This is a genomic window from Streptococcus sp. P25B114 (genome assembly GCF_053010325.1).
The window spans coordinates 1-15,476 of record NZ_JBRKNW010000014.1; the positions used below are offsets into that span (position 1 = coordinate 1).

Consider the following 15,476-nt stretch of genomic DNA (forward strand, 5'->3'; position numbering starts at 1 on the left):
CACAGATGTTCCAGATAAATATTGGAAGCTATATACGTACTTTGTTTCAAAATGGGTCAATCGAGAATATCGTCAACTGTTTACTAAAAATCAGTTTCATCAAGCAATGAAACACGCCAAAGTAAACAATTTAAGTACCGTTACTTATGAGCAAGTATTGTCTATTTTTAATAGTTATCTATTATTTAACGGGAGGAAATAATTCTATGAGTCGCTTTTGTAAATTTGGAAAGTTACACGTTACTAAAGGGAATATAAGTTAATAGAAAATAACAAAACCGCCTCTGAATATCAGAAGCGGTTTTGCTTTATTTATCAAATTCTGCCTTGCTTTTCACATCGCCGTATTCTTCAGCGACTTCTTTGCTGAGGATGTCAGCGTAGCTGGCAAGTTGGATGTCTTGTCCATATTTTTTACGGAGGGCAGTAGTGACCAGGCGGTAGGCCAGGTTGGCATTGCGGGATAAGATTGGTCCGTGGAAGTAGCTACCAAAGGTATTCTTATAGTGTAAGCCTTCGCCACCGTCTTCCTTATTGTTGCCATTGCCATAGACGACCTTGCCCAGCGGTTTTTGGTTGTCAGCTAGGAAGGTACGGCCTTGGTGGTTCTCAAAACCATAGTAGGTTTCGTTAAACTCATCGTTGTGAATCTTGATGTCGCCGATGTAGCGGTTGTTGGTCTGGTTGAGGGTGTAGTGGCCCATGATACCCAGTCCGTCAATCTTGCGGCCGCCAGCTTCGATGTAGTATTGACCGAGCAATTGGAAGCCCCCGCAGATAGCCAACATGACACCGTCGTTTTCGATGAAGTCTGCTAGGCTGTCTTTTTTAGTTGGTAAATCTTTTGCAAGAATAGATTGTTCATAGTCCTGACCGCCACCGAAAAAGGCGATGTCGTAGAAATCCTTGTCAAATTCATCTGTCAGGGAAACGATGTCCACCTGAACACGAGCCCCCAGCTTTTCAGCTACATACTTGAGCATGAGGATGTTGCCGTTGTCCCCGTAGGTATTCATCAAATCACCGTAGAGGTGGGCGATGTGGAGAGCGTAAGTGTAGTCTTTTTCAGGACTTTTTAATGACGTATAGACCATTATTTCATCTCCTTTCCAACGGCTTGGCGTTGAGCCAGCAGGTCACGGAATTCCAGCATAGCCGTATAGGTTGCGAGGATATAGGCCTGCTGACTGCTTGACTGCTCAATCAAGGTCATGATGTCTTCTAGTTTTGGTGTTTCAGTAATCTGGTTCTCAGGATAGCCAGTCACACGGAGACGACGGGCAATTTCAGACGAACGAACACCGCCTGCAAAGACTTGTGGAATGTCCATTTGAGTGATTTGTTCAAAGTCAGCGTCCCAAATCCAGCTGGTATCAATTCCGTCAGCGTAGTTGGCATTGAGAAGGACGGACAGGCTAAAATCATATGGAGCCAGTTTCATCATTTCAATAGCCTGGGTTGCACCGACAGGGTTTTTAATCAAGACCAATGTACAATCTTTATCACCCAACTTAAAGGTTTCTTGGCGACCAAAAACGGCCTTGGATTTGTCAAATCCTGCCTTGATTTTTTCAGGAGATACGCCGAAAAATTCTGCTACGCTGACAGCTGCTAGGGCATTGTAGATGTTGTAAAGTCCACCGATGTTGATCTTATAATCCTGACCGTCAATGGCAAAGGTGGAAGAAGTATTGGTGATTTCTTTCAAGTCTGTCAACTTATAGTCCAGCTCTGGTCGGCAAAAGCCACAGTTGTTACAGATGTAGCTACCCAAGTTAGCGTAGGTATTGAGCTTGTACTGGATAATCTGGTGGCAATGCGGGCAGAGAACACCCTCAGTATTGTAATGGGCCAGACGAGGCTCATGCTCTTCTGTCGCAAAACCGTAGTACTTAACTGGATTGATAACACTGGTCGAGTTGAAAAGCGGGCTGTCACCGTTGGCCAAAATGGTCGCCTGAGGTGCCTTGGCAGCCCCGTCTAAAATCATCTGGTAGGTGGTATAGATTTCACCGTAGCGATCCATCTGGTCACGGAAGATATTGGTAAAGACTATCAAGCTAGGCTTGATAAAGTCGGTTACACGGGCCAGGCTGGCCTCGTCGATTTCCAAGACGGCAATCTTCTTGCCGTTTTTGTTTTTCTTGGCAGATAAAAATGTTGCCGTAATGCCTGTAATCATATTGGCACCACTGGTATTGGTCGTGATTTCTCCAAATGCTTCTTGAAGGATACCTACGGTCAAGGCTGTTGTTAGAGTTTTACCATTGGTTCCAGTAATAACAACGACTTCATAGTCCTTAGCCAAACTATCTAAAATCTGTTTATCGAATTTGAGGGCAATTTTCCCAGGTAGGGTAGTGCCACGTCCTAGTTTGTTGAGGACAAACTGGCTGGTTTTTCCTGCGGCAATGCCGAGTAATGTACTTATTTTCATGGATTTATTGTAACACAAAGTGTTGGGATTTTCTAGAATGGAGAATAGTCAGAAATAGGGCGTAGCTAATCATGGGAAGAGACGGAAAAATATGGTACAATAGAAATACTAGTTTCCATTTGAAAAAGAAAATAAGAAAGAAAGTATTGAGGAATCCATGTTAAACTTAAACCAATTATTTGATGTTGGGTATTGGTCAAGTTTGATAGCCAGTCCTTGGACGGCAGCCTTGCATCTCATCGATATTAGTATCGTTCTCTATTTGATTTATAATTTTAGCAAGGCGATCGCAGGGACCAAGATTATGACCCTTATTCGAGGGGTATTCTTGTTCATTGTCGCCCAGCTTGTTGCAAGCTTGCTTGGGCTTCAGACTATTTCTTGGCTCATGAACCAGGTTATCACCTATGGGGTAATCGCAGCGGTTATCATTTTTGCTCCGGAATTGCGTTCAGTATTGGAAAAATTGGGTCGAACCACCCAGCTGTTTTCTTCTGCCAATCTTAGCACAGAAGAAAGCCTGGTTCAGGCCTATGTACAGGCAGTTGCCTACATGTCTCCTCGAAAAATCGGAGCCCTGGTAGCTGTCGAGAGGGCCCAGACCTTGCAAGAGTACAAGTCAACAGGCATTCCTCTGGATGCGGATGTTTCGCGGGAATTGCTCATCAATATCTTTATTCCCAATACCCCTCTGCATGACGGTGCTGTCATTATTAAAGACGAAAAGGTAGCTGTGGCATGTGCCTACTTGCCATTGACGGAAAGTGCGGGTATTTCAAAAGAATTTGGTACGCGACACAGGGCTGCTATCGGCCTTTCAGAGGCTTCTGATGCCTTTGTTTTCGTGGTTTCAGAGGAAACAGGCGGCATCTCGACGGCCCATAATGGTATTTTCAGGCATAATCTGAGCCTGGAAGAATTTGAGCAGGAATTGCGTGACCTATTTGTGCCGACAGTTGCGGCCAAAAAATCTTGGTTGAGGAGGTTAGGTGGACGATGATGCACGAAAAATATAAGCAGATTGGACATTTGGTCCTGTCTATTCTCCTGTCTTTGTTGCTCTTCTTCTATGCTACCACGACCAATTATAAGAATAATTTAGTCGCTACTAGTGCAACAACGCAGAAAGAGTCGGAAACCTACACTTATACACTAGCCAATGTGCCGATTGATATTAGCTATGACAGTGATAAATATTTTATTTCAGGCTTTTCGCCTAGTGTGACTGTAGAGTTGACTGGCTCAGACCGGGTTATTTTGCAACGGGAATCTGATCCACTGACCAGGACCTTCCATGTAACAGCAGATTTAAATAATCTTGAGATTGGTCAACGGGCGGTAGAGCTGCAGGTGACCAACCTGCCTTCTGGTTTGAATGCCACTCTTTCTCCGGCTGAGATGAAGGTGAAAATTGGCTACAAGGTTAGCCGGAGTTATACAGTTGAAGGAAAGGTTTATAGCAATCAGCTCAAAACAGGTTATGCTATAGACAAGGTGTCTGTGACCCTAGACTCGGTTAAGGTCACGTCTGATGCCGATACCTTGGCACAAATCGACCACATAGAAGCAGTGGTCATGGACTTGGCAGAGCTTGACAAGGACTACAGTGGTAAGGCAACCATTCAGGCTGTTGACGCCGACGGCAATGTATTGCCGGTTGTTTTGTCAGAACGAACTACAAATATTCAAGTAACTGTAAAAGAAATGAAATAAATCAAATACATATTGAGGAAATTGAAAAATGGGTAAATATTTTGGTACGGACGGTGTCCGTGGTGAAGCAAACGTAGAATTGACGCCAGAATTGGCTTTCAAGTTGGGTCGTTTTGGTGGCTATGTTCTCAGTCAACACGAAACGGATACGCCACGTGTCTTTGTGGCGCGTGATACGCGTATTTCTGGACAGATGTTGGAGGCGGCTTTGGTTGCCGGCCTTCTCTCAGTCGGCATTCATGTATACAAGTTAGGCGTTTTGGCAACTCCAGGTGTGGCTTATTTGGTTCGGACGGAAAAAGCTAGCGCTGGTGTCATGATTTCTGCCAGCCACAACCCTGCTCAAGATAACGGAATTAAGTTCTTTGCGGGTGACGGTTTTAAATTGGACGATGCCTTGGAAGCAGAAATTGAAGCACTCTTGGATGCTGAAGAGGACACACTTCCGCGCCCGTCTGCCCAAGGTTTGGGTGATGTGGTAGATTATCCAGAAGGCTTGCGTAAATACCAGCAATTCCTGGTGTCAACAGGCTTGGAATTGGAAGGGATGAAAGTTGCTTTGGATACAGCCAATGGTGCAGCTGCAACCAGTGCCCGCCAAGTTTTTGCAGATCTGGGTGCTGAATTGACAGTTATGGCAGAACATCCAGACGGATTGAATATCAACGAGGGTGTTGGCTCAACCCATCCTGAGCAGCTACAAGAATTAGTTAAGGAAACAGGAAGCCAAATCGGTCTGGCCTTTGACGGTGACAGTGACCGCTTGATTGCTGTAGATGAAAATGGTGACTTGGTTGACGGTGACCGTATCATGTATATCGTAGGTAAGTACCTAGCAGACAAGGGTCTACTTGCTAAAAATACCATTGTCACAACTGTTATGTCTAACCTTGGTTTCCATAAGGCTTTGGACCGTGAGGGAATTGAAAAAGCTGTGACCGCAGTCGGCGACCGTTATGTTGTCGAAGAAATGCGCAAAGGTGCCTACAATGTCGGCGGTGAGCAGTCTGGCCACGTCATTCTCATGGATTATAACACTACAGGTGATGGTCAGTTGACCGCTGTGCAATTGACCAAAATCATGAAAGAAACTGGTAAGAAATTGTCTGAATTGGCAGCAGAAGTGACTATTTACCCACAAAAATTAGTCAATATCCGTGTGGAAAACAGCATGAAAGACAAGGCAATGGAAGTGCCTGCTATTGCGGCTATCATTGAAAAAATGGAAGCAGAAATGGCTGGAAACGGGCGTATCTTGGTCCGTCCAAGTGGTACAGAGCCCCTCTTGCGTGTCATGGCTGAAGCACCAACGGATGCTGAAGTCGATTACTACGTGGACACCATTGCTGATGTGGTCCGTGCTGAGATCGGTTTGGATTAAGAAATGAGACAGAGACTGGAAGGATTTCCAGCCTCTTTTGTGAGGAAATTATGAGTATTTTAGAAGTAAAGAATTTAAGTCATGGGTTTGGTGACCGCGCCATTTTTGAGAATGTCTCCTTCCGTCTCTTAAAAGGTGAGCATATCGGACTTATCGGTGCCAACGGCGAGGGGAAATCGACCTTCATGTCCATCGTGACCGGTCAGCTCCAGCCAGATGAAGGTAAGGTGGAGTGGTCTCGTTATGTGACCGCAGGCTATTTGGATCAGCATGCCAAGCTAGAAAAAGGTAGTTCGGTCCGTGATGTCTTGCGGACAGCCTTTGATGAGCTCTTCAAGACAGAGGCGCGTATCAATGATATCTACATGTCCATGGCGGATGAGGGAGCCGATATGGATGCCCTCATGGAGGAAGTCGGGGAGCTCCAAGACCGTCTGGAAAGTCGTGATTTCTATACGCTGGACGCAAAAATTGACGAAGTAGCGCGTGCTCTTGGTGTCATGGACTATGGTATGGACAAGGATGTGACTGAACTTTCTGGTGGCCAGCGGACCAAGATTCTTTTGGCTAAATTGCTTTTGGAAAAGCCAGACATCTTGCTTTTGGATGAGCCGACCAACTATCTGGATGCCGAGCATATCGAGTGGCTCAAGCGTTACTTACAAAATTATGAGAATGCCTTTGTCCTCATTTCCCATGATATTCCATTTTTAAATGACGTGATTAACATCGTCTACCATGTGGAAAATCAGCAGTTGACCCGCTATTCAGGTGACTATTACCAGTTCCAGGAAGTTCATGCTATGAAACGGGCCCAATTAGAAGCAGCTTACGAGCGCCAGCAGAAGGAAATTGCAGATTTGCAGGATTTTGTAAACCGCAATAAGGCCCGTGTGGCCACACGGAATATGGCCATGTCCCGCCAGAAGAAATTGGACAAGATGGAAATTATCGAGCTCCAAGCTGAAAAACCAAAACCGAGCTTTGATTTCAAAATGGCTCGGACGCCAAGTCGTTTTATCTTCCAGACGACTGATTTGGAAATTGGCTATGACCGTGTTTTGACCCGCAAGCCGCTTAATCTGACCTTCGAGCGCAATCAGAAAATTGCTATTGTCGGTGCCAATGGTATCGGGAAATCGACCCTGCTCAAGAGCTTGTTGGGTGTTATCCAGCCTCTGGGCGGCTCAGTCGATCGCGGCGAGTACCTGGAAGTGGGTTATTTCGAGCAGGAAGTGGCTGGTGGCAATCGTCAGACCCCGCTGGAAGCCGTTTGGGATGCCTTTCCAGCCCTTAACCAGGCAGAAGTGCGAGCAGCTTTGGCCCGTTGCGGTCTGACTTCCAAGCATATCGAAAGTCAGATTCAAGTCCTTTCAGGTGGTGAGCAGGCAAAGGTTCGCTTCTGTTTGCTCATGAACCGTGAAAACAATGTCTTGGTTCTCGACGAGCCAACCAACCACTTGGATGTGGATGCCAAGGACGAACTCAAACGTGCCCTTCAAGCCTACAAGGGATCAATTCTCATGGTCTGCCATGAGCCTGATTTCTATGAAGGCTGGGTTGATGATGTCTGGGATTTTAATGAATTGACGTAAATAAAAGCAGCCTTGTCCCTTAGCAGTAGACAAGACTGCATATATAGGCACTTCAATCTTAGAACTTGTATTCACAGCTTCTAAAATTGGGGGTCTATTTTTTTATTGTCTCCAGGTGAAAATCGGTGACCAACTTAGTGTTGCTTTTTCCAATAGAAACTAGCCACTAATAAGACGCTACCCAGTGCCGTCGCGAAATAGTTGAACTCTGATCCTGTTTTCGGCAAGCTAGTTTCTTCGTTTTCATGTTGACTAGAAGATTCCTTGCTTTCAGCCTTATCAAAACGAATGGTTACAGGCATAGGTAGAGGATGAGCGGGCGCATCATCGGCTTGGTCTGGACTAGTTGGTTTTGGCTGAGGAACTAGAATTTCTACTGGAGGTAGATCTTCAAGAGTTGCCAATTGGCTACCGAAGAGGGCATTTGACACCCAGCGGAAGAAATGAACAGGGTGAACCTTGTTGGTTGGATTGCCTGCATAGATAAAGATAGGTTGGTCTTGATACATGCCAGCTATAGCGACAGTCTTACTAGCCAGTCCCTCATGACCAGGCCACCAGCCAGCGATATAATAATCTTGGTCAGCAATTTTAACCAGGGTTCGGAAGCCTTCTGGGATACCCTCAATCCAGTTACCAGAATTGGAATAGAAGAGGTCGTTCATGGCATATCCGCTTGTCAGAGGGTCACTATCGTCAACGACTGCCTTCATTAGTCCTTCAAAGTCATAGCCACCATCAAACATTTCTGCATTAAAGCCTTCTATAATACCTAATTCTTCCAGTTTCTGCACAGCCGCACCACCGACAACAATGACTGGTTTCTGCCCAAACATGCTGGCATCAAATTGTTCGGATTCCAGGATGATTGCATCAGCTTCATCAGGAGTTTCAACGGTTTCAAATCCCCTGCGTTCCACTACCAAGGTGGTGTTGGCGCGGATGGCAAAATCTCCAGCCCATCTATAGCTGTGTGAAGGAGCGTAGACCTTAATAGCTTTCAATTCTGTGCCTACAGGTTGCTTGTAGAGGTGTTCACCATAGAGGGCATATTGGTCCAATAGTTGAACAAATTGATCGGTTTTGATAATGTAGCTGGCTTCTGTCAAGTAGACTTTTTGACCTTGCTTAATCGCCTGGTTGATGGCCTTGACTGCTGACTCGGAAGTATTGGCCACAATGTAGTACGGTGTCTTGTAGTCGATGTCGCTTGTCCGTGCGGCCTTGGTCCAGGTAATGCTTCCAAGTTTGCCGTCAAAGAGATTTTCTTCAAAGACAGCCATCGCCTTAAAGCCTCTCATATCAGGGAAATTCACGACCAATTCAGCATACATAGCCCCCCATTTGGACTCATCTTAACCAGTGTAGAGGACGTGGTTGGCAAATCCACGCTTGGCTTGTGCCATATCTACCACCAAGTCGCCCTTGTTAAATGGACCGGCATTCTCTGTCAGCTCGGTGACAAGGACGCCGTTGCGCTTGAAGTAGTCAATCATTTTAAAGGCTTCTTCCATGTCATTATTCTATTCCAGAGACATTGGGATGTCATAATAGTCAGGGAAGAATTTTGGTTGATCATTCTTAATACGACCTACGACTTCTCCGTCTGGTCCGACCAGTTCTGCCACAGCCTTTGGATCTTCTACCTTATTCACACCGCGTGAATAGTAGGTGAGGCGCATGTTTATCAAATTATCAGGCTTGCTGGCCATGTGGTTGATGCCCCTGAGGACAGCATAAAATCCGGCTTTAAAGGATTCTTGGTTGGTTTCTGGAATTTCGATGGTATGTCCAAGAATACTTCGGTAGCTTGTAGTCAAAGTTTCTTTTAACTTGGCCGACATCTGGTCAGGCTGGGTAAGTCGGTCCTTCTTTTTCCTTCGTATTTTCAATCTAGGGGATTTGTGATATACTGGTATAAAGATTTAGGAGACGACTATGGAAAAACTGTGGAAGATTATTTATTCGAGGACTTTTATTGTCATTAGCCTGCTTGCTCTGACGGTCTTTCTGATTTTTTGGTTTGTGGTTGAGGCGACCAATTATATGCCGGCATTTTGGTCCATTATGCAGATTTTTTCTGTTCTGGTGGCCATTTCCATTATCAATCGTCCAATGAATACTAGTTTTAAGCTGACCTGGATTATCTTTGTCAGTGGCATTCCCATTTTTGGAGCCCTCTTTTATTTCATTCTCCAATCTAATATTGAAACGAGGCGTTATCGGAAGAATTTCTATAAACAGGCTGAGCGCTTACGCGAATTCTCCAGCACTTCTGACAAGGTCATGAAGGCATTGGCCAAGGAGGATAAGGAACAGCTCAAGCTAGCCAACTATATGAGTGACCATGTCGGTTATGCCCTGCATACTAATACGGATGCGGTGTATTTTTCCAGTGGGGAGGCCAAGTTTGAAGCTCTTTTGGAGGAATTGAAAAAGGCAGAAAACTACATTTTCATGGAATACTTCATTGTGGACCAGGGCTATATGTGGGACTCTATTCTGGCTGTTTTGAAGGAAAAAGCAGAGCAGGGAGTGGAAGTGCGCTTTATGTACGACGGGACCAATTCTCTGACCAATCTGCCCTATTCCTACTATAAGCAGCTGCGGACCTTTGGAATCAAGGCCAAGGTATTCTCACAGATTATCCCGGCCCTTTCCACTATTCAAAACAACCGCGACCACCGCAAAATTGCCATTATTGACGGAACAGTCGCCTTTACAGGTGGGGTCAATATTGCGGACGAATATATCAATAAAATCGTTCGGTTTGGCTACTGGAAGGATGCTGCTATCATGATTAGGGGGGAGGCGGTTGCCAACTTTACCCTCATGTTCCTGCAGATGTGGAACTATGACGAAAAAGGGGAGACTGAGGACCTCAAGTACCTCAAATCCCACAAGGACTTGGAGACAGAGACTATTGATGGCGAAGGTTTCTTCCTGCCCTACGGAGAAAATCCCTTTGATGGAGATGAGGTGGCCAAACGTGTCTATCTGGACATGATTCAGTCTGCGACAGATTACATTTACATCATGACGCCCTACCTGGTCTTGGATGACGAGATGATTGACAATCTAACCTACGCGGCCAAACGCGGCGTCAAGGTCAAGTTACTCCTGCCTCATATCTATGATAAAAAATCAGCCATGTTGGCTGCTCGGACAGATTTTCCGACCTACCTAGAATCAGGCATCGAAATTTACGAATACCAGCCAGGTTTTGTCCATTCCAAGGTGGTCCTTGTGGATGACAAAAAGGCAACGGTGGGGACGGTCAACATGGATTTCCGTTCTTTCTATCTAAACTTCGAGTGTGGTCTTTATATCTACAACCATTCAGGTGTTCTAGCAGCAATCAAGGAAGACTTTGACCAGTCCTTCAAGAAATCCCAGCAAATCAAGCTCCTGCCCTTTATCAAAACCTATTCGTGGAACAAACGACTGGCCGGAGCCATTATGCGCATTATTGCCCCCTTATTATAGAAAACGACAGATTTTCCCTGTCGTTTTTTCCTTTGAACATGGTATAATGGAAAGATAGATGCTAAGGAGAAAAAAGTGTGATTAAACCACAATATGACTGGCAATTGATGCCCAGTTTTTCTGATGAAACATTTGTCAAATTGGCAAAGAAAGAAGGGTTGGACCCTATCGCAGCCAAGCTCCTCTACGAGCGGGGCATCCAGACAGCGGAGGATTTGCAGAAATTTTTGCAGCCCAGCCTTGAAGACCTGCATGATCCTTATCTACTGCATGACATGGACAAGGCCGTTGAGCGGATTCGTCGGGCCATTGAGGACTACGAGCAGATTCTGATCTATGGTGATTACGATGCGGACGGCATGACATCAGCTTCGATTTTGAAGGAGACCTTGGAGGAGCTAGGGGCGGAGGTCCAGGTCTACCTGCCCAACCGCTTTACCGATGGCTACGGCCCCAACCAGTCTGTCTACAAGTATTTCATTGAGCAGCAGGGGATTTCTCTCATTGTTACGGTTGACAATGGCGTAGCGGGTCATGAAGCTATTGCCTATGCCCAAGAGATGGGTGTTGATGTGATTGTGACGGACCACCATTCCCTTCAGGCGACTTTACCGGCTGCTTATGCCATTGTTCATCCAGAGCATCCCGAAGGCAACTATCCCTTTAAGCACCTGGCTGGCTGTGGCGTCGCCTTCAAATTGGCATGCGCACTTTTGGAGACGGTTCATGCAGACCTATTGGACCTAGTCGCAATTGGAACCATAGCCGATATGGTCAGCCTGACCGATGAAAATAGGGTTATGGTCAAATACGGCCTTTCTCTGCTCAAACAAACTGAGCGGGCTGGCCTACAAGAATTGATGAAGATTGCTGGGATTGAGCTCGATGGCCTTGATGAAGAAACGGTCGGTTTTCAAATTGCCCCCCGCCTCAATGCCCTGGGCCGCCTGGATGACCCCAATCCAGCCCTTGAACTCTTGACTGGCTTTGACGATGAAGAGGCCCATGAAATTGCCCTCATGATTGATGCTAAAAATGTGGAACGCAAGGATATTGTCCAGGCTATTTATGATGAGGCCAAGACCATGCTAGATACCAGTCGGCCTGTACAGGTTCTAGCCAAGGAAGGCTGGAATCCTGGTGTGCTGGGGATCGTTGCAGGCCGTCTCTTGGAAGAGCTGGGCCAGCTGGTCATTGTCCTGTCCATTGAGGAAGGGCGGGCCAAGGGCTCTGCCCGGTCACCGGAGGCTGTTGATATTTTCCAAGCCCTCAAGGACCACCAGGACCTCTTTATCGCCTTTGGCGGTCACGCTGGAGCTGCTGGCATGACGCTGGAAGTGGATAAATTAGACCAGCTGGCGGACACTTTAGCGGCCTTTATCGAAGAGAATAAACTGGACTTGTCTCAGAAATCTGCACTGGTTATTGATGAGGAGCTTGACCTAGAGGAATTGACCCTGGATACTTTAAAATCCTTTGACAAGCTGGCTCCCTACGGCATGGACAACAAAAAACCGGTCTTTTATGTCAAGGATTTTCAGGTTGAGTCTGCCCGGACTATGGGGCAAAACAATGCCCACCTCAAGCTCCGGATCAGTAAGGGAGCAGCCGGATTTGACGTCGTTGCCTTTGGTAAGGGCAATCTGGCTCTGGAATTTTCTCAGGCCAAGGATCTGGAGCTGGCTGTGACCCTTTCTGTCAACAAATGGAATGGCAATACCAGCCTGCAGCTCATGCTGGTGGACGCGCGTGTGGACGGTGTTCAGCTCTATAACATTCGCAGTAAACAGCATCCGATTCCTGCTGGCGTTCCTCTGGTGGACATGGCAGAGCAGACGAGTTCGCCTGTCATTGCTCTAGCTAGTTTGCCAGAGGATTTAGAAAGTCTGCGCAGCTATTTCCAAGAACATCAATTCGAGGCTATCTACTTCAAAAATGAGATAGCCAAGCCATATTATTTGGATGGATACGGGAGTCGGGAGCAATTTGCCAAGCTCTATAAGACCATTTACCAGTTTGATGAGTTTGATGTGCGTTATAAACTCAAGGATTTGGCTGCTTATCTGAAAATTAAGGACAGCTTGTTGGTCAAGATGATTCAGATTTTCCAGGAATTGGAGTTTGTCACCATTTCAGATGGGGTGATGAGGGTTAATAAGGATGCCCAGAAGCGGGAGATTTCGGACAGTCAGATTTACCAAGACCTGAAGAAAACGGTCGTCCAGCAGGAGCTTTTTGCCCTGGGAACGGTCCAAGAAATTTATGATTGGCTGTGTGGTTCATCATGATCTGGCTGGTCTTATTATTGGCAGTCCTTATCTGTCTGCCCTTCTTACCCTGGCGTAAGTGTCGGACCTGTAGCATTCCTCTTCAAGCTAAGAGACTAGACCAGTTGACCTTTGCCAGCCTAGCCTGTGCGGAGACTTTGAAGGAAATGAGAAAAAACTTGGACCAGGCAAGCTCTGCTCAGTTGGTGGACCAGATTATTACCAGTCTTGAATTTCCAGAGGAATTGGAGCAGAAGCACCTGACCTGGTTAATGGGACAGATGGACCAAAATCTGCCTCCGCATCATGCCTTTTGGCGGGAGTTTGCTCGGCTAGTTGACTTAGCTTACCCTGATGAGAGCCTACCTAAGCAGGTTCACCAGCTCCGTTACTTGATTTCCTACCAGCAGGCGGATTGGGTCCGCAGGCACTACGGGCAGGGGAAATCAGACTGGCAGGCCTTGACTAGCTATCTTTCTACTTTGCCACGCCGGAGTTACCAGCTGCGGCAATCTGCCCGCCTCCACAACAAGCAACTCTTTCGCAGGGAAAAATTAACACAGAGCCTGCCCCTCAACATCAAGGTCCTCATCCATTTTCACAGCGAGTTTATTTTGGATGAAAAGGGGAACTTTGCCTTGATTTTGGATGAGACTCCGACCTTAAATGGTCAGGTCAACGGTGCCTCCTTTAACTATGCCAGGGCCAATAATCTCAGGCACTACCAGCTGGACATGAAACCGGTTGGTCCCCACGACCCTGTCTACCGTAAGAAAATCCTCCGTTCCAAGGCAGGGGCTTATCTGTCTCCGGCTAGAATTTACTGGTTCCAACTGCGCAAGTCCAAGGCGGGCTGGAACCATTCCTATTTCAACCGGCAGGGAATATTTTCCTCAGGTGGAAATAGCAGAGCAGCCCAGGTAGCTAAACTGCGAAAGGAATTTTCCAGAGACATAGGATTTAGATTATGCCAAAAGATAAAATCATGGTATAATAAAGAGTAAAATTATTTTTAAAAAGTGAGAAAAACATGAACTTAAAAGATTACATCGCAACTATTCCTGACTATCCAAAAGAGGGTATCGAGTTCCGTGATATTAGCCCCTTGATGGCTGATGGAAATGCCTACAGCTATGCTGTTCGTGAGATTGTGCAGTATGCTGTTAGCAAGGATATTGATATGATTGTTGGTCCTGAGGCGCGTGGATTTATCGTAGGTTGTCCTGTTGCCTTTGAATTGGGTATAGGATTTGCACCAGTTCGTAAGCCAGGGAAATTGCCACGCGAAGTGATTTCGGCTGACTATGAAAAAGAATACGGTGTGGATACCTTGACTATGCACGCAGATGCTATCAAACCTGGTCAACGTGTCCTGATTGTAGACGACCTGTTGGCTACTGGTGGTACGGTCAAAGCAACAATCGAAATGATTGAAAAATTGGGTGGAATTGTTGCTGGATGTGCCTTCTTGATTGAGTTAGATGACCTCAAAGGCCGTGAAGCTATCGGCGACTACGACTACAAGGTTTTGATGCATTATTAAGATTATCTATCAAGGGTATAGTTATAATCTATAACTGGTACTAATTTTAAGCTATTTGATTTGTCTGGACACCTGCTTTATAATAGATAATAAGATAATTAGGAGGTTGTCCATGCCAATCAAGATTGAAAAATCCTTACCAGCAGTAGATATTTTGAGACAAGAGAATATCTTTGTCATGGATAGCGACCGAGCTAGCCATCAGGACATCCGTCCGATAAAGATTTTAATTCTTAATCTTATGCCCCAAAAAATTGTGACGGAGACCCAGTTGCTCCGTCTTTTGGCCAATACGCCCCTGCAGCTTGAAGTGGAATTTCTGCACATGGTCAGTCATGAATCCAAGAATACTCACGCTGACCACTTGGACCAATTTTACAAGACCTTTGAAGAGGTCAAGGATAGCTACTTTGACGGGCTCATCGTCACTGGTGCTCCAGTGGAAAATTTACCATTTGAGGAAGTGGACTATTGGCAGGAACTGGTCCAGGTTTTCGATTGGTCCAAGACAAATGTCTACTCAACCTTGCATATTTGTTGGGGGGCACAGGCTGGACTGTATGCCCGCTACGGTGTCGAAAAATACCAGATGGATCGCAAATTGTCCGGCGTCTATTGCCAAGAAGTAGTAGGGGCAAACAATCCCCTCATGCGTGGATTTGATGATGAGTTTCGCTCACCTCATTCCCGCTATACTGAGGTCAAGGCGGAAAATATTGCTCATTTAGGACAGCTGGAAATTCTATCCCAAGGAGCAGATGTCGGCCTGTCTATTCTAGCCAGCAAGGACTTGCGCGAAGTCTATAGTTTTGGTCATTTGGAGTACGACCGTGACACCCTGGCTAAGGAATATGAGCGAGATTGCCTGGCTGGGAAAAATCCCCATGTGCCAGAGAATTATTTCAAAAACGATGATCCGACCAGCAGACCAGCTCTGTCTTGGAATTTGCCAGCAGCACAATTCTTTACAAACTGGGTCAACTATGCGGTCTATCAAGAAACACCTTACGACTGGAATCACGCAGAATTATCAGCTCTTTCAGCGAGTTTATAA

At 46.1% G+C, this 15,476-nt stretch carries 12 protein-coding genes and 2 pseudogenes; 11 read left to right on the forward strand and 3 right to left on the reverse strand.

The window, feature by feature from the left end:
• A partial coding sequence (locus tag ACVC7T_RS07695) for an rRNA adenine N-6-methyltransferase family protein (protein ID WP_222385212.1) occupies window positions 1–202 on the forward strand: 202 nt, incomplete at its 5' end.
• Window positions 177–254, forward strand: a pseudogene (locus ACVC7T_RS07700) (rRNA adenine methyltransferase); the annotation flags it as partial. The gene ACVC7T_RS07695 and the pseudogene ACVC7T_RS07700, both read left to right, overlap by 26 nt.
• 54 nt (window positions 255–308) lie before the next feature.
• Here ACVC7T_RS07700 and gatD read toward each other — a convergent pair.
• Both gatD and murT read right to left on the reverse strand, forming a co-directional pair.
• A complete protein-coding gene (gene gatD, locus ACVC7T_RS07705) occupies window positions 309–1,094 on the reverse strand; it encodes a lipid II isoglutaminyl synthase subunit GatD (RefSeq protein ID WP_447262736.1) in 786 nt (261 codons plus the stop codon).
• Window positions 1,094–2,437, reverse strand: coding sequence for a lipid II isoglutaminyl synthase subunit MurT (gene murT / locus ACVC7T_RS07710; RefSeq protein WP_447262737.1), 1,344 nt, complete (start codon window positions 2,435–2,437; stop codon window positions 1,094–1,096). Before murT ends, gatD begins: the two co-directional genes overlap by 1 nt.
• 157 nt (window positions 2,438–2,594) lie before the next feature.
• Here murT and cdaA point away from each other — a divergent pair, with 157 nt between their 5' ends.
• Genes cdaA through ACVC7T_RS07730 form a run of 4 tightly spaced genes read left to right on the forward strand, consistent with a single transcriptional unit; the run spans window position 2,595 to window position 7,126 of the window.
• Window positions 2,595–3,437 carry a diadenylate cyclase CdaA gene (cdaA, locus tag ACVC7T_RS07715; protein WP_105110752.1) on the forward strand — a complete coding sequence of 281 codons (843 nt, stop codon included), beginning with the start codon at window positions 2,595–2,597 and terminating at the stop codon, window positions 3,435–3,437.
• The gene (locus ACVC7T_RS07720) at window positions 3,437–4,150 is read left to right on the forward strand and encodes a CdaR family protein (protein WP_105122729.1); all 714 of its coding nucleotides are present in this window, start codon (window positions 3,437–3,439) and stop codon (window positions 4,148–4,150) included. Before cdaA ends, ACVC7T_RS07720 begins: the two co-directional genes overlap by 1 nt.
• Before the next feature lie 28 nt (window positions 4,151–4,178).
• The gene (gene glmM / locus ACVC7T_RS07725; RefSeq protein WP_447262738.1) at window positions 4,179–5,531 is read left to right on the forward strand and encodes a phosphoglucosamine mutase; all 1,353 of its coding nucleotides are present in this window, start codon (window positions 4,179–4,181) and stop codon (window positions 5,529–5,531) included.
• A 50-nt stretch (window positions 5,532–5,581) separates the two neighbouring features.
• Complete coding sequence (locus tag ACVC7T_RS07730) at window positions 5,582–7,126, forward strand: ABC-F family ATP-binding cassette domain-containing protein (RefSeq protein ID WP_125266226.1); 1,545 nt, start codon at window positions 5,582–5,584, stop codon at window positions 7,124–7,126.
• A 134-nt stretch (window positions 7,127–7,260) separates the two neighbouring features.
• On the opposite strand, the pseudogene ACVC7T_RS07735 reads toward ACVC7T_RS07730, so the two are convergent.
• Window positions 7,261–8,934: pseudogene (locus ACVC7T_RS07735) on the reverse strand (LPXTG cell wall anchor domain-containing protein); the annotation flags it as partial.
• A gap of 130 nt (window positions 8,935–9,064) precedes the next feature.
• On the opposite strand from ACVC7T_RS07735, the gene cls reads away from it, so the two are divergent.
• From cls to metA, 5 genes are all read left to right on the forward strand, one after another.
• On the forward strand, window positions 9,065–10,612 hold the full coding sequence (cls, locus tag ACVC7T_RS07740) for a cardiolipin synthase (protein WP_447262739.1): 1,548 nt from the start codon (window positions 9,065–9,067) through the stop codon (window positions 10,610–10,612).
• Between the two features lie 77 nt (window positions 10,613–10,689).
• Window positions 10,690–12,900, forward strand: a complete 2,211-nt coding sequence (gene recJ / locus ACVC7T_RS07745; RefSeq protein ID WP_447262740.1) for a single-stranded-DNA-specific exonuclease RecJ — start codon at window positions 10,690–10,692, stop codon at window positions 12,898–12,900.
• Entirely contained in the window at window positions 12,885–13,883 is a 999-nt protein-coding gene (locus ACVC7T_RS07750; RefSeq protein WP_447262761.1) for a DUF3114 domain-containing protein, read from the forward strand. Before recJ ends, ACVC7T_RS07750 begins: the two co-directional genes overlap by 16 nt.
• Window positions 13,884–13,909: 26 nt before the next feature.
• On the forward strand, window positions 13,910–14,422 hold the full coding sequence (locus tag ACVC7T_RS07755) for an adenine phosphoribosyltransferase (RefSeq protein WP_105110758.1): 513 nt from the start codon (window positions 13,910–13,912) through the stop codon (window positions 14,420–14,422).
• A gap of 112 nt (window positions 14,423–14,534) precedes the next feature.
• Window positions 14,535–15,476: a homoserine O-acetyltransferase MetA gene (gene metA, locus ACVC7T_RS07760; protein WP_172063120.1), complete on the forward strand. Its 942-nt coding sequence runs from the start codon at window positions 14,535–14,537 to the stop codon at window positions 15,474–15,476.

Excerpts from the sequence above, each read along its gene's own strand:
- ACVC7T_RS07720 (WP_105122729.1), top strand. The coding sequence starts at position 3,437 with ATGCACGAAAAATATAAGCAGATTGGACATTTGGTCCTGTCTATTCTC.
- metA (WP_172063120.1), top strand. The coding sequence starts at position 14,535 with ATGCCAATCAAGATTGAAAAATCCTTACCAGCAGTAGATATTTTGAGA.
- cls (WP_447262739.1), top strand. The coding sequence starts at position 9,065 with ATGGAAAAACTGTGGAAGATTATTTATTCGAGGACTTTTATTGTCATT.
- murT (WP_447262737.1), bottom strand. The coding sequence starts at position 2,437 with ATGAAAATAAGTACATTACTCGGCATTGCCGCAGGAAAAACCAGCCAG.
- cdaA (WP_105110752.1), top strand. The coding sequence starts at position 2,595 with ATGTTAAACTTAAACCAATTATTTGATGTTGGGTATTGGTCAAGTTTG.
- glmM (WP_447262738.1), top strand. The coding sequence starts at position 4,179 with ATGGGTAAATATTTTGGTACGGACGGTGTCCGTGGTGAAGCAAACGTA.
- gatD (WP_447262736.1), bottom strand. The coding sequence starts at position 1,094 with ATGGTCTATACGTCATTAAAAAGTCCTGAAAAAGACTACACTTACGCT.
- ACVC7T_RS07730 (WP_125266226.1), top strand. The coding sequence starts at position 5,582 with ATGAGTATTTTAGAAGTAAAGAATTTAAGTCATGGGTTTGGTGACCGC.
- ACVC7T_RS07755 (WP_105110758.1), top strand. The coding sequence starts at position 13,910 with ATGAACTTAAAAGATTACATCGCAACTATTCCTGACTATCCAAAAGAG.